Source organism: Curtobacterium sp. Leaf154, assembly GCF_001424595.1.
Lineage (GTDB): Bacteria > Actinomycetota > Actinomycetes > Actinomycetales > Microbacteriaceae > Curtobacterium > Curtobacterium poinsettiae.
In genome coordinates, this window is the sequence record NZ_LMOS01000001.1 from 719,414 (window position 1) to 742,345 (window position 22,932).

A 22,932-nucleotide genomic window follows, 5' to 3' on the forward strand; every position below is an offset into this window, starting at 1 on the left:
GGGTCCATCGTCCCACGCGCGTCGCCCGCGGCCGGCACGAGCACCGGCCGACGTCACCAGCCCGTCGTCAGGACCACTGGTCACGCAGGGACGGCGGCGTCTTCGTCGCTCCGGAGTCACGTCGAGCGCGGAGCAGCAGCACGAGCGACGCCGGCGAGTCGATCTCGTGGAGCCGACACGGACCGACCGAACGGTCCCAGTCGGCGGCGAACGCCTCGGCGTCCTCCCGCCGTCGTCCGATCCCCGTCGGGACCGCCAGGAACCGGTTGCCGCGGGTGGTCGTCCGTGCGATCCACAGCGCGAGCGCCAGCAGCGGTGCCCGGCGCAGCCGCGCTGCCTCGCCGCGCCCGGTCTCGAGCAGGAACCGCGGCGTGCGGACCGGACCGAACGCCTCGGCGAGTGCGCTCGTCACCGTGCGGCGGTCCTCCACGGTCCCGCCGAGGGCCTCCATGGTGAACGCCACCGGCAGCCTGCCGACCATCGTCGGGGTGACGCGGATGTCGCCGTCACTGTAGGCGGGGATGCGTCCGGCGCGGTGCAGGCCGTCGATGACGACGCGGACGGCGCTCCGGTAGCCGTGCGCGGTGTCGAACCGCTGTCGCAGCGCCGTGCCGAGCTGGCGGGCGACCGGCCAGGCGACCGCGGTCGCGGCGACCACGGTGAGGACCGCACCGACGACGCCGAGGACGACGCCGGCGCGCCAGAGTTCGACGACGACACGGAACGACTGTGCGACGACCGCGAGCACCAGCGCGAGCACGACGGTCATCACGGCGGCTGCGGTGGGGCCGGTGGTCCACGGCGCGGCATCGGGTTCGTGGAGGACGGCCGCCGTGCTCTCGCGGTCGGCGTACGGCTCGCCGATGCGCCAGGCCGCGTGGGTCTGCTCACGGGACGGCAGCGCCGCCGCGATGTCGTCGTCGAGCGCTCGGACGCTCCGCCGCTTGTCCTTGGCGACGATCGCGGCGAGCCGCAGGGCGTGTGCGTCGGAGAGTGCGGTCCCGGTGCCGCGGACGACCTGGGTGTCGTCCTCGCGGAGGAGTCCCCAGAGCTGATCGTGCTTCCGGTGCATGCGGCTGACGTCCGGCGCTGCGAGGAGCGGGACGTCAGCGGGCACGACGGCGGTGACGGTCCAGTTGTGGGCGACCTTGCGGGGCCAGGCGGGGTCGAGGCGCAGGGTGCGGCCGCGGAGCTGCTGGGTGGCGGAGGACGTCGCGACGGCCGTGAGGTCGATCAGGGTGTTCACCGCCGGGCAGTCCCAGCCCTCGCCGAGGAGTCCGCGGGTGCCGACGACGAGACGGGTGGTCGCGTCGGTGAGCAGTGCCGAGACGGCGGCGATGACCGCGGCCGAGCCGGTGCCGGCGGTCTCCACCGCGAGCACCCCCGGTGTGCCGTCCACCGGACTGGCGGGCAGTTCGGTGCCGAGGTGGCGTCGGAGCGCGGGCAGCAGGACGTCGGCGTCGCGGGCGGCGATGCGGAGGTGCTTCGCGGTGACGAGGACGGGGTGCAGGCCGGTGAGGGTCGGGTCCGCGGCGATCGTCGCGAAGGTGCGGAGCGCGCCGGCGTCGCGCCCACCCGAGCCACGGGCGTTGCCGTGCGTGGCGTGGTCCGTGACGACGACGGTGCGCAGGCGGCCCGCGCCCTCCTGCTCGAGTTCGAGCCGGAGGATCTCCCCCACCGCGGTGTCCTTGGCCGCGGACGAGGCGAGGACGGTGTCGACGGGGTCGCGGCCACGCCGGACCCCGCGGTCCGTCAGGGTGAAGCCGAAGTCGACGATGGACCGTTTGATCCGCTGCCACTGTTCCGCTCGGTCGGGATCGGGCAGGAGCCGGTCGAGGGCGTAGCGGGCGAGCAGCCGGAGTCGCTGCTCGGCGTCGGGTGTGCTCCGGGCGGCGTGGTGGACGAAGGCCAGGACCGGGTGGTCCGGACGGACCTCCGCGAGCATGCGCGCGGCGGACTCGGCGACGGCGAAGTCGGTGTCGAACGCACGGGCCAGCCGCGTCTCGGGCGATGCCGTGGCCGAGCGGTCACCGTCGGACTGGTCGACGGGTGGCTGCAGGGTGTGCACCAGCCAGTCCGCGCCGTCGGGGTCGTCGAACGTCGTCGCCACCAGGCTCGCGAGCCGGTCCTCGTGCTCGCGGAGGAACGCGATCTCGTCCTGCGTGGGTTCGACGAACCAGACGTGGTCTCGGTAGGGCGCGAGGTTGCCCTCCTTCACCACGGCCGGTGTCGGGACCTCGTGGTCGACGTCGCCGAGCAGCGCGGTGTAGTTGTCGTGCGCGTCCCGGTCGTCGGTGGACGGCAGGGTGGCGGTGAGCCCGATGAGCAGGGGTTCACGGCCGGCCTGCCGGATGCGTGCGGCGAGGTACGCGACCACGAGGGCCCAGTGGTCGAGCAGGTGGTGGCACTCGTCGAGCACGATGGTGCCGACGCCGTGCGCGACGAGCCGGTCGACCAGGGCCCGGGCGTTCGGGTGCAGCGCGGTCGCGAGGAGCGCCGGGTCCTCGCGGGCGAGTCGACGGCGGATGGCCCGTGAGCGCCGCGCGATCCCCTTCCGGTACGCCGTCGGGTTGGAGCCATCGAGGTCGACGAGCCACGCTGCCGCAGCCTGCTCGTCGCGGCCGCCCTCGACGAGTTCGCGGCGCCAGTCCGCAGCCGCGAGCTCGGTGAGCGGGTTGCCGGTCTCGAGGACCGAGAGCATCTGGTAGGTCAGCGCGGTCAGGTCACCGGGGTGCTCGGGGTCCTCGGACACGCGGACGGCCGGAGCACCGTCGAGCGCGGCAGCCGAGACGGCCCACTGGGAGCGGATCGTCGCGGTCGGCGCGAGGACGAGCGCGCGGGCTCCGGCGCGGCCGGCCAGCAGGAGCCCGAGCAGGGTCTTGCCGGAGCCCGGCGGCGCGACCACGTGCACCGGGTCCCCTGGCACCACGGGCACCCGGTCGAGCACGTCCTGCTGGTAGCGCCGCAGCGTCCCCTGGTAGCGCCAGCCCGTGAGCGGACCGCCCCGTTCCACCGTCGTCACGCCTCGAGTCTCCCACGGGCCGTGCGCGGCGGGATGCGTTCCGTGGACCGTCCGTGAACCGACTGCGCGGTGGCTGCGTACGGTCTGAACCACATCAGGAAAGGAACCACCATGAGCGACGTCACCACCGCCACCAACCGCTACGCCGGTTCGTCCGTCCAGAAGGCCGCCCTCGTGGTCGGCATCGTGTTCCTGCTCGTCGGGATCGCCGGGTTCGTCCCCGGCATCACGACCGGTGACCTGGCCGGCGCCGGACACGAGTCGATGGGCATGCTGCTCGGCATCTTCCAGGTGTCGGTGCTGCACAACATCGTCCACCTGCTGTTCGGCGTCGTCGGACTGCTCGCCGCCAACCGGGCCACCGGCTCGCGGATGTACCTCGTGCTCGGCGGGGTCGTCTACTTCGTCCTGTGGGTCTACGGCCTGTTCACCGCCGGGCACAGCTCGGGTGCGAACTTCGTCCCGCTGAACAACGCCGACAACTGGCTGCACCTCGTGCTCGCCATCGGCATGGTCGCCCTCGGCGTCGTGCTGCCGCGCGAGCGTCGCCGGCCCGCCAACGCCTGACCGGCGCACACCCGACTGTCGCAGCAACGCGGCAGACCCCGAACGACACCGCCGACGTCCCACGACGTCGGCGGTGTCGTTCTGCGTCGGGGCCACCCAGTCGTGCCCACCCGGTCGGCCGGGCTCAGACCTCGGAGAACGGTTCGGCGTCGTCGAGCCGCACCCGCAGCGTCGGAGCGGCCCGTCGGCGGTTGCCGCCCTTGAGCACCCGCCGGGTCGACGAACGCCGGATGACCTCGGCCTTGAGCGTCGCCGCGACCTCGGCACCGTGGGCGTACGGGAACCGCACGATCGCCCGGACCGTGCCCGGCAGAGCGTCGTCCTCGACGGGGACCGGGCCGAGCACCGGACCGACGACGGCGTCGCCCAGGGCCTCGACCGCAGCGGTGACGGCCTCGTCGGTGCCGGTCATCGTCGCCACCCGGACGGCCGGCGGGAAGTGGAGTTCACGGCGGTCGGTGAGTTCGTCGTGCGCGGGTCCGTCGAGCCGCCACAGGGCCATCGCCGACGCCAGACGCCCACCGATCCCGACCAGGTACACCTCGGCGCCGGGGGCCGACTTCGCCGCCGCGTTCGTCCAGAAGCGCAGCACGTCCTCCTGCACGCGCAGCCCTTCGCGGGCGAGCATCTTCTCGCCGTCGAGCAGCAGCACGCAGGCGTAACCGCCGGGCACCGAGGGTTCCGCCCCGCGGGTGGCGACGACGACCGACGGCTTGGCGGGGACCTCGTCGAGCGGACGGGATCCGTCCGCGACGATGATCCGGGTGCCGGGGAACGCCCGCCCGAGCTCCTCCGCGGTGCGCTGTGCGCCCTGGCCGACCGGCTTGACGGTGCCGTTGCCGCACGTCGGGCAGCGGAACCCGACGGCCAGGGCACCGCAGAACCGGCACTGGGGGGTGGCGCCCCGGTGGGGGCTGCCGAGCGGGCCGCCGCAGACCCGGCAGTGCGCCCGTTCGCCGCACTCGGCGCAGACCAGGCCGGTGCCGAAGCCCGGGCTGGCGACCTGCACCAGGACGGCTCCGTGCTGGCTCGCCTCGCGCGCGGCACGCCAGGCCGAACTCGGGATGCGCGCCTGGGCGGCGAAGCCCTCGGCCCCGGTCTGCTGCACGGTGGGGATGACCTTCGGGGTCTTCACGCGGTACGGGACGACGTCCTGCAGCCAGTGCAGCTCGACCAGGCGTTGCACGTCGGTGCTGCGCGCGTGCGAGACGAACAGCAGCGCGGCACCGGACTGGGCCGCCCGCACCAGGGCGACGTCGCGCGTGTGCACGTAGGGCGCCCGTTGCTCGATGAACGAGGCGTCGCCGTCGTCCCACATCGCGATCAGCCCGAGCTCCGTCGCCGGCGCGTACATCGCCGTGCGATTCCCGATCGCGACCACCGGGTGCGTGCGGGCCTGCAGCAGGGCCTTCGCACGCTGCCCGTTCGTCTGCTTCGCGTCGAACCGCACCAACCGCTCCGGCGGCAGCACGGCGAGCAGGGCGCGCTCGAGGTCGATGACGTCGCGGAAGTCCGGCACGGCGACCACCGCGGACTGCTCGGCCGCCAGCGTGTGCGCCGCGGCCTGGGCGAGCGTCGCAGCCCATCCCGGCACCCAGACCGGCGCGTCCGCGTCACCCACCGCCACGGGCTGGGGCACGGCGGCGACCGCAGCACGTCCGTGCTCCGTCACCACGGCCTCCAGGACGCCGTCGGCGTAGCCGGTGACGGGCGGAGCGGTCACCGGCGGGGGCGACCACGCGGTGTCACGGGCGAGCCAGGCCTTCTCGGCGCGCACCTGACGCGGTGGTACGGCGAGGCGCAGGACGTCGGAGGCGACGCCCGCCGCCCGGTCCGCGACGGCGCGCGCGAGGGTCCAGATCTCCGGCGCCAGGACGGGCACCGGGGACAGCACGGCCTCGATCTGGCTGAGCTCACCGGGGTACTCACCCTCGGTGACGATCTCGACCACGTACCCGTCGGACATCCGCGCCCCGGTGCGCAGCGGCACCTTGACGCGGACCCCCGCGACGCAGTCGTCCTCGAGCTCGGCCGGCACCCGGTAGTCGAACAGACGGTCCAACTGCGGGAGCGGCGAGTCGAGGACGACGCGCGCGACGGTGGTCACGCGGTGCTTCAGACGGTCGCGGCGACGAGTCCTGCGGCAGCGCGGAGTTCCTCGACACGGTCGAGCTGCTCCCACGTGAACCCGGGGAGCTCGCGGCCGAAGTGGCCGTAGGTCGCGGTCTGCGCGTAGATCGGTCGGAGCAGGTCGAGGTCGCGGATGATCGCGGCCGGACGCAGGTCGAACACCTGGCGGATGGCGGCTTCGATCGTGGCGTCGTCGACGTGTCCGGTGCCGAAGGTCTCGACGTAGAGCCCGACGGGCTTCGCGCGGCCGATCGCGTACGCGACCTGCACCTCGAGCCGGTCGGCGAGCCCCGCGGCGACCGCGTTCTTCGCGACCCAGCGCAGCGCGTAGGCGGCCGAACGGTCGACCTTCGACGGGTCCTTGCCGCTGAACGCTCCGCCACCGTGACGGGAGGCCCCGCCGTACGTGTCGACGATCACCTTGCGGCCGGTGAGTCCGGCGTCGCCCTGGGGTCCACCGATCTCGAAGCGACCCGTCGGGTTCACGATGACGTCGACGTGCGAGGAGTCGAGGTCGACGAGGTCGAGGACCGGACGGATCACGTGCTCGGTGATCGCGGCGGTGAGCTCGTCGAGCGTGACGCTCGGCGAGTGCTGCGTGGAGAGCACGACGGTCTCGACGGTCTTCGGCACGACGCCGTCGTACCCGACGGTGACCTGGGTCTTGCCGTCGGGACGCAGGAACGACAGCTCGCCCGACTTGCGGACCGCGGCCAGGCGCTCGGCGAGACGGTGCGCCAGCCAGATCGCGACCGGCATGTACTCGGGGGTCTCGTTCGTCGCGAAGCCGAACATGATGCCCTGGTCGCCGGCGCCCTGACGGTCGAGCGGGTCGACCGCACCGGTGCGGGAGTCGAGCGACTCGTCCACACCCTGCGCGATGTCGGGCGACTGCGCACCGATCGAGACCTCGACACCGCAGGTGGCACCGTCGAACGAGACGTCCGACGAGTTGTAGCCGATGCCGGTGATGACGTCACGGACGAGCTTCGGGATCTCGACGTAGCCGGAGGTCGTGACCTCGCCGGCGACGTGCACGAGCCCGGTGGTCACCATCGTCTCGACGGCGACGCGCGCGTTCGGGTCGACCGTGAGCAGCGCGTCGAGGATGCTGTCCGAGATCTGGTCGCAGATCTTGTCGGGGTGCCCCTCGGTCACCGACTCGGACGTGAAGAGGCGGAGAGCAGCTGCAGTCACCGGGATCAGTCGGTGGGCTGCTGCTGCTTGGTGACGGTGAGCTTGTCCTCGTTGATCTCGTGGAGCGCGACGGACAGCGGCTTGTCGTCGATCGTCGAGTCGACGAGCGGGCCGACGTTGTCGAAGAGCGAGCCCTCGTGCAGGTCGGCGTAGTAGTCGTTGATCTGGCGGGCGCGCTTCGACGCGAAGATGACGAGCGCGTACTTCGACTCGACCTTGCTGAGCAGGTCGTCGATGGGCGGGTCGATGATGCCCTGGGGGTTGGCCATGGTGTCTCCTCGAAGTCAGTGCACCCGTCAGGGCGCAGAGAACAAGTCTACGACCTCACGTGCCGCGGTGCCGACATCGGAGTTCACGATCCGCACGTCGAACTCGTCCTGGGCGGCCAGCTCGACCTTCGCGGTCTCGAGACGACGCGCCTGTTCATCCGCGGATTCGGTGCCACGGCCGATGAGCCGGCGCACCAGTTCCTCCCACGTCGGGGGCAGCAGGAACACCAGCACGGCCTCGGGCATGGCGTCGCGGACCTGTCGTGCGCCCTGCAGGTCGATCTCGAGCATGACCTTCTCGCCGGCGTCGAGCGCACGGTCGATCGGCGGCCGCGGGGTGCCGTAGCGGTACGAGTTGTGGACGGTCGCCCACTCGAGCAGCTCGCGGTCGCGGATCATCCGGTCGAACTCGGCGTCGTCCACGAAGTAGTAGTGCACACCGTCGACCTCGCCGGGGCGCGGCTTCCGGGTGGTGGCGGAGACGCTGAGGTTGACGTCCGGGTACTGCTGTCGGATGTGCGCGCTCACCGTGCCCTTGCCGACCGCGGTGGGTCCGGCGAGCACGACGAGCTTCGAGGCACCACGCTTGCGACCGCGCGCGGCGAGCCAGTCCGCCAGCGCGGTCCGCTGCCGGGTGCCGAGGCCACCGAGGCGCTTCGACGGTGCGATCCGCAGGGTCCCCATGATCGCCTCGGCTCGTGCGGGGCCGATGCCCGGCAGGCTGACGAGCAGGTCGCGGACCCGCAGCGAACGCTCGGCCGAGGTCGTCTCGACCAGCGAGTCGTCCCACGCGGCACGGGCGACGTCGAGTGCGGAGCGCTCCCCCGACGCGATCGCCGCCTTCACCGCAGCCCGGGCGCGTCGTGCGGCGACGGCGGCCTTCGCCGCGGCGACGCGGTCCACCTCTGGCGGGGTGCGGTGCGCGGGCAGGCCCTCGGGCGCGTCGGTCACGCTGCCGCCGCCAGTGCCGTGCGGATGCGGTCGGCGCGGTCGGCGACGAGGGCCGCGACCCCGTCCGGACCGTCGGTCAGCAGGCCGCGCGACTCGCTCACGAGCACCTGCTCGGCACGGGCGCCGTACAGCGCCCGGAGGTCCTCGATGCGGGCCCCCTGGGCGCCGAAGCCCGGGGCGAGGACCGGCGCGGAGCCGATCGCGTCCGCGTCGATGCCGAAGTCGTCGAGGTGAAGGGTCGCGCCGAGCACGAGCCCGACGTCGCCCAGGGCCTGATCGCCCACGGACCGGTTGTCGTCTGCCACGTCCAAGACGATACCGGCCGCGACCGTCCGGCCGGTACGCGGTCCCTCGGCCAGCACCGCGGTCTGCAGCACCCGGGCCTCGGGGTTGCTCGTCGCCGCAAGCACGAAGACCCCCGCACCGTTCCGGCGCGCGACGTCGATCGTGCCCCGGAGCGAGCCGTACCCGAGGTACGGCGACACCGTCATCGCGTCGGCCGCGAACGGCCCGTCGCGGTCCAGCCACGCCAGCGCGTAGTCGTCACCGGTCGTCCCGATGTCGCCCCGCTTCACGTCGGCGACGACCAGGAGGCCCGCATCGCGTGCCCGACGGATCGTCGCGTCGAGCGCGCGGTAGCCCGCCACCCCCGCCGCCTCGAAGAAGGCGACCTGCGGCTTCACGATCGCCGCGCGGCCGGCAGCCGCGTCGACCAGGGCCGCGCCGAATGCGGCAAGGCCCTGCTCGTCGCGGCCGAGCCCCCACGCCGCCAGGGTGGCGGCGTGGGGGTCGATGCCGACGCAGAGCGGTGAACGCTCGCGCACGGCGGACGCGAGTCGGTCACCGAAGGAGGCCGGGCCTCCTGACCGGTTCGTGCCCACGCTGGCAGCCGTCACCAGGTCGCGCGCTCGAGCGCGTAGTCCTGCAGGCTGCGGACGTTGAGCGGCGAACCGATCGTCTCGATCGCCGCGACGGCCGCACCGATCTGCGCGATCGTCGTGAACAGCGGCTTGTCCGCCGCGACCGTGGCCGCACGGATCTCGTACCCGTCCGCACGACCGGCAGCACCCGACGGCGTGTTGATGACGATGTCGACCTCGCCGGTGGCCAGCAGGTCGACGACGCTCTCGCCACCCTGGCTGTACTTGCCGACGATGCCGACCTCGATGCCGTTGCGCCGGAGGATCTCCGCCGTGCCCTCGGTCGCGATGATCGTGAAGCCGAGCTGCTGCAGGCGGTGCACCGGCAGCACGATCGCGCGCTTGTCGGTGTCGGCGACGCTCACGAAGACCGTGCCGCTGGTCGGCAGGCCGCCGTACGCGGCGTCCTGCGACTTGAGGAAGGCCCGCGGGAAGTCGCGGTCGATGCCCATGACCTCGCCGGTGGAGCGCATCTCGGGGCTGAGCACCGAGTCGACGACCTGGCCCTCGCGGGTGCGGAAGCGCCGGAAGGGCAGCACGGCTTCCTTGACGGCGACCGGCGACTGCGCGGGCACGAAGGCACCGTCGCGCTCGGGCAGCATGCCCTCGGCCACGAGCTCGGCGACCGTGGTGCCGGTCATGATGCGGGACGCGGCCTTCGCCAGCGGGATGCCGAGCGCCTTCGACACGAAGGGCACCGTGCGGCTGGCGCGCGGGTTCGCCTCGAGGACGTAGAGCACGCCGGCGCCGATGGCGAACTGGACGTTGAGCAGGCCCTGCACGCCGATGCCGCGGGCGATCTTCTCGGTCGCGTCGACGACGCCCTGGATCTCCGCGCGGCCGAGACCGACCGGGGGCAGGGTGCACGCCGAGTCGCCGGAGTGGATGCCGGCCTCTTCGAGGTGCTCCATGATGCCGCCGATGTAGAGCCGCTCGCCGTCGAAGAGCGCGTCGACGTCGATCTCCACGGCGTCGTCCAGGAACCGGTCGACCAGCAGCGGGAGCTCCGGGCCGATGATCGCCTGGTCGGCCATCCGGTCGAAGTAGTCCGCGAGCGACGGGGAGTCGTAGAGGATCTCCATGCCGCGGCCGCCGAGCACGAACGACGGGCGGACGAGGACCGGGTAGCCGATCTCCTCGGCGACCGTGGTGGCGCTCGCCAGGTCGTGGGCCGTGCCGTTCCGCGGTGCGAGCAGCCCGGCCGCGTCGAGGATGGCGGAGAACTGCCCGCGCTCCTCGGCCGAGTCGATCGCGGTGGGGCTGGTGCCGAGGATCGGGATCCCGGCGGCCTCGAGCGGCTTCGCCAGGCCCAGCGCGGTCTGACCACCGAGCTGCACGACGACACCGACGAGTTCGCCGGACGCCGCCTCGGCCTCGATGACCTCGAGGACGTCCTCGGCCGTGAGCGGCTCGAAGTACAGGCGGTCCGAGGTGTCGTAGTCGGTCGACACGGTCTCGGGGTTGCAGTTGATCATGATCGTCTCGAACCCGGCGGCGCTCAGCGCGAAGGACGCGTGCACGCAGGAGTAGTCGAACTCGACGCCCTGCCCGATGCGGTTCGGACCGGAACCGAGGATGACGACCTTCTTGCGGTCGCTCGGCGTGATCTCGGTCTCGGTGTCGTACGACGAGTAGTGGTACGGCGTCAGGGCGGGGAACTCGCCGGCGCAGGTGTCGACCGTCTTGAAGACCGGTCGGATGCCCTGGGCGTGCCGCTCGTCACGGACCTGCTGCTCGGAGACCGGTGCCGCGTCCGTGCTGCGAAGGCTCGCGATCTGGGTGTCGCTGAAGCCGTGCTCCTTCGCCCAGCGCATCGTGTCCGCGTCGAGGGTGTCCGCGGCACGGACCTCGTCCGCGACCTCGTTGATGAGCACGATCTGGTCGATGAACCAGGGGTCGATCTTGGTGGCCTCGAAGACCTCGTCCGCGGTGGCACCCGCGACCAGGGCCTGCTGGACCGTGACGATGCGGCCGTCGGTCGGGATCGACGACTTCGCCAGCAGGGCGTCCTTGTCGAGCTCGGCAGCCGGGGTGTCCCAGTGGAAGCTCGACCCGCGCTTCTCGAGCGAGCGCAGCGACTTCTGCAGCGCCGTGGCGTAGTTCCGGCCGATGGCCATCGCCTCGCCGACGCTCTTCATCGTCGTGGTCAGGGTGGCGTCGGCCGCCGGGAACTTCTCGAACGCGAACCGCGGGGTCTTCACGACCACGTAGTCGAGCGTCGGCTCGAAGCTCGCCGGGGTGACCTTCGTGATGTCGTTCTCGATCTCGTCGAGCCGGTAGCCGATCGCGAGCTTCGCGGCGATCTTCGCGATCGGGAACCCCGTGGCCTTCGACGCCAGGGCCGACGAGCGGGACACGCGGGGGTTCATCTCGATGACGATGACGCGGCCGTTGGACGGGTCGACGGCGAACTGGATGTTGCAGCCACCGGTGTCGACGCCGACGCGACGGATGATGTCGATGCCGATGTTCCGCATGTTCTGGTACTCGCGGTCGGTCAGGGTCAGCGCGGGGGCGACCGTGATCGAGTCACCGGTGTGGACACCGACCGGGTCGACGTTCTCGATGGAGCAGATGACGACCGTGTTGTCGTAGTTGTCGCGCATCAGCTCGAGCTCGTACTCCTTCCAGCCGAGGATGGACTCCTCGAGCAGGACCTCGGTCGTCGGGCTGGACTGCAGCCCGTCGCCGACGAAGCGGACGAGTTCGGCCTCGTTGTAGGCGAAGCCCGAGCCGAGGCCGCCCATGGTGAAGGACGGTCGGACGACCAGCGGGTACCCGAGGTCCTTCGCGAACTCCTTCGCTTCTTCGAGCGTGTGCGCGATGTGGCTGCGGGCGACGTCGGCACCGGACTCGAGCACGAGCTCCTTGAAGAGCTGGCGGTCCTCGCCGCGCTGGATCGCCTCGACCTTGGCGCCGATGAGCTCGACGCCGTGCTTGGCGAGGATGCCCGCCTCGTCGAGCGCGATGGCCGCGTTCAGGGCCGTCTGACCACCGAGGGTCGGCAGGACCGCGTCCGGCTTCTCGATGCGGATGATCTCCTCGAGCGACGCGTTCGTGATCGGCTCGATGTAGGTCGCGTCGGCGAAGTCGGGGTCGGTCATGATCGTCGCCGGGTTCGGGTTGACCAGGATGACCCGGACGCCCTCGGCCCGGAGGACACGGCACGCCTGGGTGCCGGAGTAGTCGAACTCGGCGGCCTGACCGATGACGATCGGGCCGGAACCGATGACGAGGACGGAGTTGATGTCTGCGCGCTTGGGCATCAGTTCGCTTCCTTGGTGATGTCTGCTGCGGGGGTCGTGGCGTCGGCGGTGGCCGCGTCGAGCGGCTCACCGTCGCGACGCTCGCGCACCATGTCCGCGAACCGGTCGAAGAGGTACATGCTGTCGTGCGGCCCGGCGGCGGCCTCGGGGTGGTACTGCACGCTGAACGCCGGCACGTCGAGCGCTCGGAGACCCTCGACCACGTCGTCGTTCAGCGAGTAGTGCGAGACCTCGACCCGACCGAACCCGGCCGGCGAATCGATGACCTCGCCCAGGGGCGCGTCGACAGCGAAGCCGTGGTTCTGGCTCGTGATCTCGACCTTGCCCGTGGTCGTGTCGAGCACCGGCTGGTTGATGCCGCGGTGGCCGAAGGGCAGCTTGTAGGTGCCGAAGCCCAGGGCACGGCCGAGCAGCTGGTTGCCGAAGCAGATGCCGAAGAACGGCCGGCCGGTGCGCAGGCTGCCCTGCAGCAGTTCGACCTGCGCGTCCGAGGCGGCGGGGTCACCGGGGCCGTTCGAGTAGAACAGGGCATCCGGTGCGAGGGCTTCCAGCTCCTGGGCGGAGATGTCCTGCGGCACGACGTGCACCTCGAAGCCGCGGGCGGCGAGGTACCGGGTGGTCGACGCCTTCACACCGAGGTCGAGGACGGCCAGGGTGCCGATCTGCTCACCCTCGGCCGGCACCACGTACGTCTCCGGGGTGGACACCAGCGACGAGAAGCTCGCGCCCGCCATGGTGGCCTGCGACCGAACGGCGTCCAGCTGCTCCGACTCCGGCAGTGCCGCGTCGGCGCCGCTGAAGACGCCGCCCTTCATGGCGCCGGCGTCGCGGATGCGGCGGGTGAGGGCGCGGGTGTCGATCCCTGCGATGCCGACGATCCCGTCGCGCACCAGGTGGTCGTCGAGCGTGGCGTTCGCGCGGTGGTTCGACACCACGCGGCTGGGGTCGCGCACCACGTACCCGGCGACCCAGATGCGACGGGACTCGGGGTCCTCGTCGTTCACCCCCGTGTTGCCGATGTGCGGCGCGGTCTGCACCACGATCTGCCCGGCGTAGGAGGGGTCGGTCAGCGTCTCCTGGTAGCCGGTCATGCCGGTCGCGAAGACCACCTCGCCGAGCGTGCGCCCACGGGCGCCGTAGGCCCAGCCGTCGTACCGGGTGCCGTCTTCGAGGACCAGGACGGCCCGTTCGCGTGTCATGCTTTCTTCCCTTCGCCCGCGGTTCGCGGAGCATCGGCCGCAGTCGCCTGCGGCCCGGTCTCGGTCAGTCCCTGCAGGGCGTGCAGCGCGGCTGCGTCGCCCTCCGGGAACCGGAAGTAGGTGTCCAGGTCCGTCGCACCTGCGGCGCCGGTCGCCGTCCATCGCAGACGGACCAGTCCCCCGGGTTCGACCACGCGGTCGATGGCCCACGTGGAGCGGTCGGCGCCGCGGACCGCGTCGCGCGCGATCCAGCGGTCGTCGGTACCGGCGAGGCGCATCACCACGCCGGTCGCGTGGACCGTCACCCCGCCGCGGCCGCGGAACCCGAGGCCGCCTGCGGTGATGCGTTCCAACGGCTGGTCGGCGCGGGTCGTCGCGACGGTGAACCCGTCCCACGACCCGACCGCCGGTGCCAGGTCGGCCGGCACCCGGACCGGAGGCACGGCTTCCGCCTGCTTCCTGGTCCGCGTCCGCCAGGTGCGCGCCATCGCGACGAACAGGGCGGCGACCGCGAGCAGGATCACCGCGCCGAGGAGCCAGCGCTGCGTGTCGCCGCTCATGCGCGCGCCCCTGTCCGGAGCGCCGCGGCGTGCGCCGCGATCGTGTCCGCGTCGACGACCCGGCCGTCGAGCACCGTCGCGTACCCCTGGTGGAAGGTCGCGACGACCCGGCCCGGCAGGGTCATGCCGAGGTACGGCGAGTTCTGCGACTGGCCGGCGAGGTCGGTGACCGCGAACTCACGGCTGGCCGACGGGTCGTAGAGCGTGATCTCGGCGGGCGCGCCCTCGGCGATGCGCTGCCCGTGCCCCTCGACCTGACCGATCCGCGCCGGCGCCTCGGACAGCACCCGGGCGACGTCGGCCCAGTCGAGCCGGCCGTCGTCGACCACGGCGGACTGCACCACGCTCAGCGCCGACTCGAGACCGACCATGCCGTTCGCGGCGGCGGGCCACTCGCAGCACTTCGCCTCGGCGGTGTGCGGTGCGTGGTCGGTCGCGACGATGTCGATGGTGCCGTCGGCCAGGGCCGCGCGGAGCGCCTCGACGTCCTCCCGGGCGCGGAGGGGCGGGTTCACCTTGTAGCGGGCGTCGTACCCGGGGGCGCCGTCGTGCCCGGCGATGAGGTCCTCGGTGAGCACCAGGTGGTGCGGCGTGACCTCGGCCGTGACGTCGATGCCACGGGACTTCGCCCAGCGGATCACCTCGACGCTGCCGGCCGTCGAGACGTGGCAGACGTGCAGCCGCGCCCCGACGTGGTCGGCGAGCAGGACGTCGCGGGCGATGATCGCTTCTTCCGCGACGGCGGGCCACCCGGCGAGGCCGAGCTCGGAGGACAGCCGGCCCTCGTTCATCTGCGCGCCGATGGTCAGGCGTGGCTCCTGGGCGTGCTGCGCGAGCACGCCGCCGAACCCCTTGATGTACTCGAGTGCGCGGCGCATGAGCAGCGGGTCGGCCACGCAGGAGCCGTCGTCCGAGAACACCCGGACCTTCGCCCGCGAGGTCGCCATCGCACCGATCTCGGACAGGTGCGTGCCCTGCAGCCCCTGCGACACGGCGCCGATCGGGCGGACCGTGACGTACCCGGCGTCGTCGCCGAGCGCCTGCACCTGCTCGACGACGCCCGCGGTGTCGGCGACGGGGCTCGAGTTCGCCATCGCGTTCACGGCGGTGAAGCCGCCGGCGGCCGCGGCACGCGAGCCGGTGAGGACCGTCTCGGACTCCTCGTGGCCGGGCTCGCGCAGGTGGGTGTGGAGGTCCACGAGACCGGGCAGGGCGATGAGCCCGTCCGCGTCCACGGTGGTGGCGCCGGCCGCGTCGAGACCGGACCCGATCGCGGTGATGCGCCGGCCCTCCAGACGGATGTCGGCACGCGAGCCGTCGACCAGCTGCGCGCCACGGATCAGGTGAGCGGTCATGCGGCGGACTCCTTCGCGTCGGTGCCGTTGCCGGCGTTGCCCGTCAGGGCGAGGTAGAGGACGGCCATCCGGACCGAGACGCCGTTCTCGACCTGCTCGACGACGGTCGAGCGGGGGTCGTCGGCGGCGACGCCGGCGATCTCGAGTCCGCGGTTCATCGGACCGGGGTGCATGATCAGCGTGCGCTCGGACAGCCGTCCGAAGCGCGCCGCCGTCAGGCCCCAGTGCCGCGTGTACTCGCGCGGGTTCGGGAAGAAGGCGTCGTTCATGCGTTCCTGCTGGATGCGGAGCGTCATGACGACGTCCGGGTCCTCGGCCAGGGCGGTGTCGAGGTCGTGGTGCACCGCGGCGCCGAACGGTGTCGTCGTGGCGGGCAGCAGGGTCGGTGGCGCGGCGAAGGTCACGCTCGCGCCGAGGGTGCGGAGCAGCCAGGCGTTCGAGCGGGCGACACGGCTGTGCAGGACGTCGCCGATGATCAGGACCCGCACGCCGTCGAGGCCCTGGCCGCGCGAACCGGTGCCGTGCAGGCGGCGGCGCATCGTGAAGGCGTCGAGCAGCGCCTGCGTCGGGTGCTCGTGGGTGCCGTCGCCGGCGTTGACCACCGGCACGTCGATCCAGTCGGCGTCGGCGAGCACCCGCGGGGCGCCGGACGCGCCGTGGCGCATGACGATGCCGTCGATGCCCATCGCGCCGAGGGTCTGCACGGTGTCCTTCAGGGATTCGCCCTTCGAGACGCTCGAGCCCTTCGCGGCGAAGTTCAGGACGTCGGCGGACAGACGCTTCGCGGCGGCCTCGAACGAGATGCGCGTGCGCGTGGAGTCCTCGAAGAACAGGTTCACCACGGTCTTGCCACGCAGGGCCGGGAGCTTCCGGACCTCGCGCGTGTTGACCTCGGCCATCTCCTCGGCGACGTCGAGGATGTGGACGGCCTGCTCGCGGGACAGGTCGGCGGTGGAGAGCAGGTGCCGCATCACGCCACCCCCTGCTCGATGAACACGGTGTCGTCGCCGTCGGTCTCGGCCAGGTGCAGGGTGACCCGCTCGTCGGACGCCGTGGGCAGGTTCTTGCCGACGTGGTCCGCGCGGATCGGCAGTTCGCGGTGGCCGCGGTCGACGAGCACGGCGAGCCGGACGGCACGCGGCCGACCGATGCCCTGCAGCGCGTCGAGCGCGGCGCGGACGGTACGGCCGGAGTACAGCACGTCGTCGACGAGCACGACGACCTTGCCGTCGATGCCGCCGGCGGGGATGACCGTCCGGTGCGGGGCTCGACCGATGCCGTGGCCGAGGTCGTCGCGGTGCATGGTGACGTCGAGCGTGCCGACACGCTCCGTCCCGATGCCACCGGCCGCCGAGGACCACTCCGGCTCGATGCCGGCCAGGATCCGGCCGAGGCGTTCCGCCAGGACGGCGCCGCGGGTCGGGATGCCGAGGAGCACGAGGTCCGAGCCCCCGTGGTTGGCTTCGAGGATCTCGTGCGCGATGCGTGTCAGGGCACGCGTGATGTCGGGCTGTTGCAGGACCGTTCTGGTTCCCACGTCGACCCCCTTCCCCGCCTCACTGGACGGCATTAAAGGATGCTGACGTGGCCAACCCTACCGGGACTCCTGGTCTCCTGCGACCGTCCGACCAGACGGTGCACGACCGCCGGCGACGGCCCCGAGCACGCCGTTGACGAAGCCGGCAGAGTCCTCGGTGGACAGCGACTGCGCGAGCTCGACCGCCTCGGCGATCGCGACGGCGTCGGGGACCTCGGGGTTGAACCGGAGCTCCCAGACGGCCATCCGCAGGATGCAGCGGTCGAGGACCGGCATCCGGGCGATCGACCAGCCCTGGGCGTGGTCGACGATCACGGCGTCGATCTCGTGACGGGCGTCGTCGACACCCGTGACGATCTGCCGGGCGTAGTCCCAGCTGGAGGCACGCTCCGGCTGGTCCAGGTGCCGGACCGTCTCGGTGGCGAGCACGTCCGCGATCGGCAGCTCGCGCACCTCGGCGACGTACAGCATGTCGAGGGCGCGCTTGCGGGCCTTCGAACGAGCACTCATACGGTCAGCGCCTAGGAGTTGACGCGGCCGAGGAAGCTGCCGTCGCGCGTGTCGATCTTCACCAGGGTGCCGCTTTCCAGGTACAGCGGGACCTGGATGCGGTGACCGGTCGCGATGATGGTCGCGTCCTTGGTGCCACCGGACGAACGGTCACCCTGCAGGCCGGGCTCGGTCTCGACCTCGGTGACGATCGACGTCGGGAGCTCGACGTACAGCGGGTTGCCCTCGTTCATGGCGATGGTGACCATCGCGGACTCGAGCAGGTAGTTCTTGGCGTCGCCGACCACGGTCGCGGAGACCGGGATCTGGTCGTACGTGTCGGTGTCCATGAACACGTAGGAGTCGCCGTCCTCGTAGAGGAACTGGTAGTCACGACGGTCGACGACGGCGGTGTCGATCTTCGCGCCGGCGTTGAACGTGCGGTCGACGACCTTGCCGGAGACGACGTTCTTCAGCTTGGTGCGGACGAACGCGCCGCCCTTGCCCGGCTTGACGTGCTGGAACTCGACGACCGACCACAGCTGGCCGTCGATGATGAGAACGGCGCCGTTCTTGATGTCTGTGGTACTGGCCATGAGTCGTCGGTGTCCCGTTCGGTCGTGTTGTGAAGTGTCCTCGGGCCGCGGACGGCCCCGGACGAGTGTAGCGGACGCCCGCCCGGCGGCCGGAGCGGTGCCCGTCGCGCTCAGCGCCGTCGTCGGGCGAGCCAGGCGTCGATCGCCGCCCAGGCGAGCAGCACCACCGCCGCTCCCCCGAGCAACGCACCCGCGACCCCGGTGGACAGGGTCGCCGTCGGCCGCGCCGGCAACGACAGGTACACGATCGCCAGGACCCCCGCCCCGGCCCCGAGCAGCACGAGCAGGATGCGCCGGATCATGCCGGACACGAGCTGCCGGTCGCGGCTGTCCGCGAAGAGCCGGATGTTCACCGTGAACCGGCCGGTCTCGATCGCCTCGCCGATGCGGTCCACCCGGCGGGGCAGCCGACGGGCCGCGGACACGACCCCGAGCAGCTCCTTCGCCGCCAGGTCGCGGAGCTTGCCCGGCCGGAGTTGGTCGGTGATCTGCTCCCGGGCGAGTCCGCGGGACTCCTCGAGCAGGTCGAAGGACGGTGCGAGCGTGCGGAGTGTGCCCTCGAAGATCGCCAGGGCACGCGCCGCAGCGACGAAGTCCGGCGGCGGCTTCAACCGGTACCGCCCGAAGACCTCGACCGCGTCGTCCACGGTGTCGACGCCGATGCGTGCCCCCGGACCGAGCTCGTCCGCGACGAAGCGGGCGATGTCCCGACGGAAGTCGGGCTCGTCGTGCGCATCGCGCACCGGCGCCATCCGCAGGACCGCATCGGCGATCCGCGACGTGTCGTCCTGCAGGTAGGCGGCCAACAGGTCCTGGACCGTGTCCCGGAGACCCGGGTCGAGCCTCCCGACCGATCCGAAGTCGATCAACGCGGGCCGCCCGTCGGGCAGCACCAGGACGTTCCCCGGGTGCAGGTCCGCGTGGTACAGGCCGTCGAAGACGACCTGGCGCAGGAAGGCGCGGAGGATCGCGCGCATCGGCGCGTCGAGGTCGCGCTCGGAGCGCTCGGCGCGGATCGCGCTGAGCGTGTCGCCCTCCAGGAACTCCATCACCAGCACACGCCGGCCGGACAGGTCCGGGTAGGGGTCCGGGAACCGGACCTCGTCCGGACGCGCGCTGCGGGCCTGGGCCGCACGCAGCGCAGTGAGGTTCCGCAGCTCGGACACGAAGTCCACCTGACGGATCAGGTCGTCCGCGTACTGGCCGGCGATGTCCTGCACGCCGACCTGTCGCGCCTCGGTCGACCACCTGGCCATGAACCGGACGACCCGCAGGGCGATGTCGACGTCGCGGCGCACGGCGGCGTCGATGCCCGGCCGCTGCACCTTCACGGCGACCGCGGTGCCGTCGGGCAGCCGGGCGCGGTGCACCTGCGCGATCGACGCCGCCGCCACCGGCACCGGGTCGAACGTGGCGAAGACCTGGTCGACCGGCGCACCGAGCTCCTGCTCGAGCAGCGCACGGACCTCGTCCGCCGGCGCCGCCGTGACGTTCCGCTGCAGGTGCGCGAGTCCCTCGGTCCACTCCTCGGGCAGCAGGTCGTCGCGCGTGGAGAGCAGCTGGCCCATCTTCACGAATCCACCACCGGCTTCCTCGAGCGCCCGGCGCAGGTGCTCGGCCTGGTCGCGACGCAGGTCCGAGGTCGCCGGGTCGTGCGAGAAGTCGAGGCGGCGGAAGGGGACCAGGTGGTGTCGGCGGGCGATCGAGAGGAGTTCGGTGAAACGCCGGCCCCGGGAGCGCAGCGTGCCGGTGTCGGCGTCGCGCGGGCCGGAGAGGTCGCTCAGTCGGGGTGGGGTGGGCACGCCCGTCAGTCTGCTCCCCGCTGCTGGGTCCGCCGCGTGCGGGTGGTGCCGTCCGTCGCGTCGCCCCATCCTCCTCCACAGCCTGGAGGCCCGGCGCGGCTTCCACAGGTCCGCGCGGGCCCGGCGCGGGGCTCGGTCTCTGCAGTGGATTCGTCGGGTCCTGCGCTGACCGAGCAGGCTAGACGCCGACCTCCTGGTAGGCGGTGAAGAGCAGGTGGTCCTCGGGGCCCTCGAGCACGACGGGCTTGCCGACGCCGTCGAGGATGATGAACCGCAGCATGCCGGCACGGGCCTTCTTGTCGCGACGCATGGTGGCGAGCAGCCCCTGCCACCGTCCGACGCCGTACGAGGTCGGCAGCTCGAGCGACTCCAGGATCGTCCGGTGGCGGTCGACCGTGGCGTCGTCGAGGTGTCCGGTCAGCCGGGCGAGTTCGGCGGCGAACACCATGCCGACCGACACCGCCGCACCGTGGCGCCACTGGTACCGCTCGGCGTGCTCGATCGCGTGCCCCAGGGTGTGCCCGTAGTTCAGGATCTCGCGTCGGCCCTGCTCGGTGAAGTCGTCCGACACGACCTCGGCCTTGAGCGCGATGGCGAGCTCGACGACCCGGCGGAACTCCGGCGTCGTCGGGTCGGTCACCCGGGCGACGTCGGCCTCGACGATGTCCAGGATCTCGGGCACGGCGATGAACCCGGCCTTCACGATCTCGGCGAACCCGGTCAGGATCTCGTTGCGCGGCAGGGTGCGGGCGAGGTCGAGGTCCACGACGACGGCGCGGGGGGCGGAGAAGGCGCCGACCAGGTTCTTGCCCTCGTTCGTGTTGATGCCCGTCTTGCCGCCGACGCTGGCGTCCACCATGCCGAGCACGCTCGTCGGGACGGACACGTACGCGACACCGCGCAGCCAGGTCGCGGCGACGAAGCCGGCGAGGTCGGTGACGGCACCGCCGCCCAGGCCGATGACCGCGTCGGTGCGGGTGAAGTCGGCCTGCCCCATGATCTGCCAGCAGAACGCCGCGACCTCGACACGCTTGGCGCCTTCGGCGTCGGGGACCTCGGCGATCAGGGCCTCGAGGCCTGCTTCGACCAGGAGTGCTCGGAGCTCGTTCGCCCGGGCGCCGAGCGTCGGCGAGTGCACGATCAGGACCTTCGCGACACGCGGGCCCAGGATCCCGGGCAGGGTGCCGAGCAGGTCCGTGCCGACGGCCACCGTGTAGCCGTCGTCACCGCCCACCCGGATCTCGGTGGTCCCGGCGGGCAGGGTCGGCTCGGTCACGGTGCTCCTTCGGTGCTGGTGGTGCTGGTGGTCGTGCTGCCGGGCGCGGCGTGAGTGCCAGCGTCGCTGCGCACCCACGTGACGACGTCGTCGACCACACGGGACATCGGCCGTCGGGACGTGTCGACCACGACGTGCGCGAGTTCGGCGTAGGTGGCCGCTCGCTCGTCCATGATCGTCTGCCAGGCGTCGATCCCACCGTTCGCCAGCAACGGCCGGTCGGACCCGGCGATGCGCTCGGCGACGGCCTCGGGCGAGACGGTGAGCAGGACGATGCGCGCTCCGGTCAGGGCCCGCCGGGTGTCCGCGTGGGTGACGGCTCCCCCGCCGACGGCGACGACGCCGCCCGTGGACAGCGCTGCCCGGACGGCTTCGGCCTCGAGCGCACGGAACGCCGGCTCACCGCGGTCGGCGAAGATGCCGGGGATCGGTCCGTGCTCGCGGACGATGGCCCGGTCGGTGTCCGTGAACGGCACGCCGAGGGCCTTCGCCACCCGCTTGCCGACGCTCGACTTGCCGGCACCCATCGGGCCGATGACGACCACGGGCGCGTCGGCGCGTCGGACGTCGGTGCTCACAGGTCGGTCGAGGTCGCCGAGGGCTCGGTCCGGCGCGTGCGCAGGGTCTCCGGGATCGCGGCCAGGTAGGCGTCGAGGTTGCGCTTGGTCTCGACGACGTTGTCGCCGCCGAACTTCTCGAGCACCGCGTCGGCGAGCACCAGGGCCACCATCGCCTCGGCGACGACCCCCGCAGCCGGCACAGCGCAGACGTCCGAGCGCTGGTGGTGCGCCGCGGCGTCCTCACCGGAGACGACGTCCACCGTGTGCAGGGCGTGCGGGATCGTGGCGATCGGCTTCATGCCGGCTCGGACGCGCAGCACGGTGCCCGTGGACATCCCGCCCTCGGTCCCACCGGCACGGTCGCTCGTGCGGTAGATCTCGCCGTCCTCGCGGTACAGCTCGTCGTGGGCCGCGGAGCCACGGCGACCAGCGGTCGCGAAGCCGTCGCCGACCTCGACACCCTTGATGGCCTGGATGCCCATGATCGCCGCGGCGAGGCGGGCGTCGAGCCGGCGGTCCCAGTGGACGTGCGAGCCGAGGCCGGGCGGAACACCGTAGAACAGCACCTCGACGACACCGCCGAGGGTGTCGCCGTCCTTCTTGGCGGCCTCGACCTCGGTGACCATGCGCGCGGAGGTCTCGGCGTCGAAGCAGCGCAGCTGGTCCTCGTCGAGGCGGTCCACGTCGTCGGGCAGCGGCAGGTCGGTGCCGTCCGGCACCCGGACCGTCCCGACCTGCAGCGTGTGCGCCACCGAACGGATGCCGAGTTCGGCCAGGAAGGACTTCGCGACGGCTCCGAGCGCCACGCGTGCCGCGGTCTCACGGGCGCTCGCACGCTCCAGGACCGGGCGGGCCTCGTCGAAGCCGTACTTCTGCATGCCGACCAGGTCGGCGTGACCCGGACGCGGTCGGGTGAGCGGGGCGCTCCGGCCGCGGGACATCTCGGTGGACTCGATCGGCTCGGGGTTCATGACCTCGACCCACTTCGGCCACTCGGTGTTGCCGATGCGGATCGCGATGGGGCTGCCGAGCGAGTAACCGTGTCGGACGCCGCCGGACACGTGCAGCTCGTCCTGCTCGAACTTCATCCGCGAGCCGCGGCCGTAGCCGAGCTTGCGGCGTGCGAGGTCGGCACGGATGGACTCGAACGACACCGGGACACCCGCGGGCAGGCCCTCGAGCATGGCGATCAGTTCGGGTCCGTGGGACTCACCAGCGGTCAACCAACGAAGCATG

General features: G+C 72.1%; 19 protein-coding genes. 1 reads left to right on the forward strand and 18 read right to left on the reverse strand.

Annotated features, from left to right (window positions below):
• Positions 1 to 67: 67 nt before the first annotated feature.
• The gene (locus tag ASF75_RS03390) at positions 68 to 3,022 is read right to left on the reverse strand and encodes a DEAD/DEAH box helicase family protein (protein WP_056068787.1); all 2,955 of its coding nucleotides are present in this window, start codon (positions 3,020 to 3,022) and stop codon (positions 68 to 70) included.
• A 111-nt stretch (positions 3,023 to 3,133) separates the two neighbouring features.
• Between ASF75_RS03390 and ASF75_RS03395 the strand changes: the two genes are divergently transcribed.
• On the forward strand, positions 3,134 to 3,589 hold the full coding sequence (locus ASF75_RS03395) for a DUF4383 domain-containing protein (RefSeq protein ID WP_017887189.1): 456 nt from the start codon (positions 3,134 to 3,136) through the stop codon (positions 3,587 to 3,589).
• 124 nt (positions 3,590 to 3,713) lie between these two features.
• On the opposite strand, the gene ASF75_RS03400 is transcribed toward ASF75_RS03395, so the two are convergent.
• The 17 genes from ASF75_RS03400 to aroC form a co-directional block, all read right to left on the reverse strand.
• Positions 3,714 to 5,696, reverse strand: a complete 1,983-nt coding sequence (locus ASF75_RS03400; RefSeq protein ID WP_042540290.1) for a hypothetical protein — start codon at positions 5,694 to 5,696, stop codon at positions 3,714 to 3,716.
• An 8-nt stretch (positions 5,697 to 5,704) separates the two neighbouring features.
• Complete coding sequence (gene metK, locus ASF75_RS03405) at positions 5,705 to 6,916, reverse strand: methionine adenosyltransferase (RefSeq protein ID WP_017887187.1); 1,212 nt, start codon at positions 6,914 to 6,916, stop codon at positions 5,705 to 5,707.
• A 5-nt stretch (positions 6,917 to 6,921) separates the two neighbouring features.
• Complete coding sequence (gene rpoZ, locus ASF75_RS03410) at positions 6,922 to 7,185, reverse strand: DNA-directed RNA polymerase subunit omega (RefSeq protein ID WP_017887186.1); 264 nt, start codon at positions 7,183 to 7,185, stop codon at positions 6,922 to 6,924.
• A 27-nt stretch (positions 7,186 to 7,212) separates the two neighbouring features.
• Positions 7,213 to 8,136: a guanylate kinase gene (gene gmk / locus ASF75_RS03415; RefSeq protein ID WP_017887185.1), complete on the reverse strand. Its 924-nt coding sequence runs from the start codon at positions 8,134 to 8,136 to the stop codon at positions 7,213 to 7,215.
• Entirely contained in the window at positions 8,133 to 9,017 is an 885-nt protein-coding gene (gene pyrF, locus ASF75_RS03420) for an orotidine-5'-phosphate decarboxylase (RefSeq protein WP_235517503.1), read from the reverse strand. The genes gmk and pyrF overlap by 4 nt, the downstream gene beginning before the upstream one ends.
• 11 nt (positions 9,018 to 9,028) lie before the next feature.
• The gene (gene carB, locus ASF75_RS03425) at positions 9,029 to 12,322 is read right to left on the reverse strand and encodes a carbamoyl-phosphate synthase large subunit (protein ID WP_056068789.1); all 3,294 of its coding nucleotides are present in this window, start codon (positions 12,320 to 12,322) and stop codon (positions 9,029 to 9,031) included.
• Positions 12,322 to 13,521, reverse strand: a complete 1,200-nt coding sequence (carA, locus tag ASF75_RS03430) for a glutamine-hydrolyzing carbamoyl-phosphate synthase small subunit (protein WP_017887181.1) — start codon at positions 13,519 to 13,521, stop codon at positions 12,322 to 12,324. Before carA ends, carB begins: the two co-directional genes overlap by 1 nt.
• On the reverse strand, positions 13,518 to 14,081 hold the full coding sequence (locus ASF75_RS03435) for a hypothetical protein (RefSeq protein WP_042540296.1): 564 nt from the start codon (positions 14,079 to 14,081) through the stop codon (positions 13,518 to 13,520). Before ASF75_RS03435 ends, carA begins: the two co-directional genes overlap by 4 nt.
• Complete coding sequence (locus tag ASF75_RS03440; RefSeq protein WP_056068790.1) at positions 14,078 to 15,436, reverse strand: dihydroorotase; 1,359 nt, start codon at positions 15,434 to 15,436, stop codon at positions 14,078 to 14,080. The genes ASF75_RS03435 and ASF75_RS03440 overlap by 4 nt, the downstream gene beginning before the upstream one ends.
• Complete coding sequence (locus tag ASF75_RS03445) at positions 15,433 to 16,407, reverse strand: aspartate carbamoyltransferase catalytic subunit (protein WP_056068792.1); 975 nt, start codon at positions 16,405 to 16,407, stop codon at positions 15,433 to 15,435. The genes ASF75_RS03440 and ASF75_RS03445 overlap by 4 nt, the downstream gene beginning before the upstream one ends.
• Entirely contained in the window at positions 16,407 to 17,006 is a 600-nt protein-coding gene (gene pyrR / locus ASF75_RS03450) for a bifunctional pyr operon transcriptional regulator/uracil phosphoribosyltransferase PyrR (RefSeq protein WP_017887177.1), read from the reverse strand. Before pyrR ends, ASF75_RS03445 begins: the two co-directional genes overlap by 1 nt.
• A 24-nt stretch (positions 17,007 to 17,030) precedes the next feature.
• The gene (gene nusB, locus ASF75_RS03455) at positions 17,031 to 17,483 is read right to left on the reverse strand and encodes a transcription antitermination factor NusB (RefSeq protein WP_017887176.1); all 453 of its coding nucleotides are present in this window, start codon (positions 17,481 to 17,483) and stop codon (positions 17,031 to 17,033) included.
• Positions 17,484 to 17,494: 11 nt separating this feature from the next.
• Positions 17,495 to 18,058 carry an elongation factor P gene (gene efp, locus ASF75_RS03460; protein WP_017887175.1) on the reverse strand — a complete coding sequence of 188 codons (564 nt, stop codon included), beginning with the start codon at positions 18,056 to 18,058 and terminating at the stop codon, positions 17,495 to 17,497.
• A 110-nt stretch (positions 18,059 to 18,168) separates the two neighbouring features.
• Positions 18,169 to 19,860 carry an ABC1 kinase family protein gene (locus ASF75_RS03465; RefSeq protein ID WP_017887174.1) on the reverse strand — a complete coding sequence of 564 codons (1,692 nt, stop codon included), beginning with the start codon at positions 19,858 to 19,860 and terminating at the stop codon, positions 18,169 to 18,171.
• Between the two features lie 178 nt (positions 19,861 to 20,038).
• Positions 20,039 to 21,136 (reverse strand): 3-dehydroquinate synthase, encoded by a 1,098-nt coding sequence (aroB, locus tag ASF75_RS03470; RefSeq protein WP_017887173.1) that lies wholly within the window; start codon positions 21,134 to 21,136, stop codon positions 20,039 to 20,041.
• Positions 21,133 to 21,714: a shikimate kinase gene (locus ASF75_RS03475; protein WP_017887172.1), complete on the reverse strand. Its 582-nt coding sequence runs from the start codon at positions 21,712 to 21,714 to the stop codon at positions 21,133 to 21,135. The genes aroB and ASF75_RS03475 overlap by 4 nt, the downstream gene beginning before the upstream one ends.
• The gene (gene aroC / locus ASF75_RS03480) at positions 21,711 to 22,931 is read right to left on the reverse strand and encodes a chorismate synthase (protein ID WP_031259741.1); all 1,221 of its coding nucleotides are present in this window, start codon (positions 22,929 to 22,931) and stop codon (positions 21,711 to 21,713) included. Before aroC ends, ASF75_RS03475 begins: the two co-directional genes overlap by 4 nt.
• Position 22,932: the final 1 nt, after the last annotated feature.

Bases quoted from the DNA above. Each gene is read 5' to 3' on its own strand.
- carB (WP_056068789.1), bottom strand. From the start codon at position 12,322: ATGCCCAAGCGCGCAGACATCAACTCCGTCCTCGTCATCGGTTCCGGC.
- ASF75_RS03440 (WP_056068790.1), bottom strand. From the start codon at position 15,436: ATGACCGCTCACCTGATCCGTGGCGCGCAGCTGGTCGACGGCTCGCGT.
- ASF75_RS03445 (WP_056068792.1), bottom strand. From the start codon at position 16,407: ATGCGGCACCTGCTCTCCACCGCCGACCTGTCCCGCGAGCAGGCCGTC.
- efp (WP_017887175.1), bottom strand. From the start codon at position 18,058: ATGGCCAGTACCACAGACATCAAGAACGGCGCCGTTCTCATCATCGAC.
- ASF75_RS03435 (WP_042540296.1), bottom strand. From the start codon at position 14,081: ATGAGCGGCGACACGCAGCGCTGGCTCCTCGGCGCGGTGATCCTGCTC.
- aroC (WP_031259741.1), bottom strand. From the start codon at position 22,931: ATGCTTCGTTGGTTGACCGCTGGTGAGTCCCACGGACCCGAACTGATC.
- nusB (WP_017887176.1), bottom strand. From the start codon at position 17,483: ATGAGTGCTCGTTCGAAGGCCCGCAAGCGCGCCCTCGACATGCTGTAC.
- ASF75_RS03395 (WP_017887189.1), top strand. From the start codon at position 3,134: ATGAGCGACGTCACCACCGCCACCAACCGCTACGCCGGTTCGTCCGTC.
- pyrR (WP_017887177.1), bottom strand. From the start codon at position 17,006: ATGCCGTCCAGTGAGGCGGGGAAGGGGGTCGACGTGGGAACCAGAACG.
- rpoZ (WP_017887186.1), bottom strand. From the start codon at position 7,185: ATGGCCAACCCCCAGGGCATCATCGACCCGCCCATCGACGACCTGCTC.
- carA (WP_017887181.1), bottom strand. From the start codon at position 13,521: ATGACACGCGAACGGGCCGTCCTGGTCCTCGAAGACGGCACCCGGTAC.